Below are 2,225 nucleotides of genomic sequence, written 5' to 3'. Positions count from 1 at the left end.
ATATAAAACGTCACCATTTCCAGAAACTCATTAAATTCCCCGTTCCTGAAATTCAACGAAGCAATCACAGATTCTATATAAGCCAGAAATTCAGTCTTAATCTGATAAACCTGTGATGCCACGAAGCGGGATGGCAATAAAGATAAATAATGTTGCTCAAAGAATGCTTTGCTGATCCCGACATTTAATATCCGTGTCGCACCAAACTCATAAAAACTTTGGTGGTGAGATCCCAGCGGGATAAACACAAAATCTCCGCGTTCTAACAATACCCGTTTGCCATTGACGTTCTGGTAATACCGCCCGGTCAGTACCACTGTAAATTCATAGTAGTCATGCTCATGCAGCCCGGAAATACTTTCTACTTTGTTGTAGATGAACATGTGGAAATTCTGCCCGTCGAAGAGCTGATTTTCGCGCGCTGTCTTGATTTCCATGCTCAGTACCGGTGGCTGCATTAGGGATCCCTACGTTATTTTATTTTCTCATGAAGCTCAATGAGTTCCGCAATCAGCTCACGGGCCAGCATTGACGTCATCAGATGATCTTGCGCGTGCACCAGTACCAGGCTGACCTTGGTTTTCCCTTCGCCCTGATCGGCCTCAATCAGTTTGGTTTGCACCAGATGCGCTTCATTGAGTGCCATTTTTGACTGTGCCATTACCGCGTGCGCCTGCTCAAAATCTCCTTCTTTGGCCTTTTTGAGCGCTGCGTAAGCCAGGCTGCGCGCCTGTCCGGAGTTAATGATCAACCCCATGACCACTTCTTCGAGATCCTGCATTTCGTTTTCAGTTTCTACAATGCTGTCTAAATCCATCATCCTGGTCTCTCCTTGATTGGCCGGATAACAGCGGGAAGATGGCCTCTGCCCGCCCTCCGTTGAGATTAAAATTTCAATGCGGCTGCAATGTCTTCTTCGCTTTCTTCTTCTTCAATGATCGCCTGCGCTTTGTTAGATAAGATCACGAATGGCATATACACCAGCGTGGCGACACCGAGATTGAACAACGCGACCAGCAGCGCAGCGATACTGCCGTTACTGTTAAAGAAGGCGCCCAGCCCGGTCGGCATGGTCCACGGCGCCAGGTTAGTCACCGGGGGAATGATCCCCAGAGAGTAAGCCGCAAGTGTGATAGCTGCGAGAATCGGCTGGACCAGGACAAACGGAATGAACATGACCGGGTTCATGATAATCGGCAGACCAAACAAAATAGGCTCGTTAATCTGGAAAATACCTGACGGCAGCGCCAGCTTCGCCACCTGGCGATGATCGGCACGGCGTGAAGCGATAAAGATGGCGATAATAAGCCCGAGCGTCGCACCGGAACCGCCCAGCATGATGTAGGAATCCAGCATCGGTTTTGCCCAGAAATGGAAGGTTTTCCCGGCATCAATGGCAGCACTCACGGAACCGTACTCGGTGTACAGAGCGATATTTTCCAGGGCCCACGGGGTCATAATACCGTTGTCGAGAGCGGTCAGTGCGAGCGAACCGTGTACACCAAAGAACCACAGCAGGGAGTTGAAAATCACATACGCCCAGCCCACCACGCCGCCCATCGCCGCCAGAGGCTTGGAAATAGAATCCATAATGATCTGGTGGAAGTTATGACCATATAATCCGAGTAACCAGGAAATCATCCCGAAAATAAACAGAATAATAAAACCCGGAATGAGTGCTGAAAAAGATCGGGAAACAGAAGACGGCACACTCGCCGGCAAGGTAATAACCCAGTTCCGGCGAATGACAAAGGTAAACATTTCTGCGACAACCAAACCTATCAGCATACCGGAAATAATATTGGCGCCCCCTAACCAGTTTGCACCTACTGCATAGGCTTCGCCGACATTGTATGGCGTCACGGTCATAAAGGCCGCGACGGCTAATAAACCGGCGGAGAGCGAATCAACTTTACGTTCTTCCGCTAATGCCATGCCGATAAAGAACGGTGCCATCAGCGACATAATACCGAGCGTACCGTTATAAACATTAATACCGATGGTTTTCAGACCGGCCAGTGTGTCGATAGTTGACGGGTCTAAACGCACACCTAATGAATAAAAGAAAGAACCGGCCCCGAAATTCAGGAATACATTATTAATTAAAACGAACATGGCACCCGCAAGGGTTAGCGGCATGAGTTTTATAAAACCATTTTTAATGGCATTAATATGCGGCTGTTTACCTATTTTGACGGCAAAAGGAAGGAGTATCTTTTCAAGTG

3 protein-coding genes are annotated in these 2,225 nt (G+C 48.4%); all 3 read right to left on the bottom strand.

The genetic code is table 11. The features are described from left to right. On the bottom strand, positions 1-458 hold a 458-nt coding region (gene chbR, locus J1785_RS01560), incomplete at its 3' end, for a transcriptional regulator ChbR (RefSeq protein ID WP_217218657.1). Between the two features lie 14 nt (positions 459-472). Beyond that, positions 473-820, bottom strand: coding sequence for a PTS N,N'-diacetylchitobiose transporter subunit IIA (chbA, locus tag J1785_RS01555; protein WP_129953454.1), 348 nt, complete (start codon positions 818-820; stop codon positions 473-475). A 65-nt stretch (positions 821-885) separates the two neighbouring features. After that, a partial coding sequence (chbC, locus tag J1785_RS01550) for a PTS N,N'-diacetylchitobiose transporter subunit IIC (RefSeq protein ID WP_217218656.1) occupies positions 886-2,225 on the bottom strand: 1,340 nt, incomplete at its 5' end.

Source organism: Rahnella perminowiae, assembly GCF_019049755.1.
Classification (GTDB): domain Bacteria; phylum Pseudomonadota; class Gammaproteobacteria; order Enterobacterales; family Enterobacteriaceae; genus Rahnella; species Rahnella perminowiae.
This window is presented reverse-complemented; position numbering and strand designations above follow the sequence as displayed.

What these genes read in the sequence shown, in the direction of transcription:
- chbA (WP_129953454.1), bottom strand. Translation starts at nt 820, where the DNA reads ATGATGGATTTAGACAGCATTGTAGAAACTGAAAACGAAATGCAGGAT.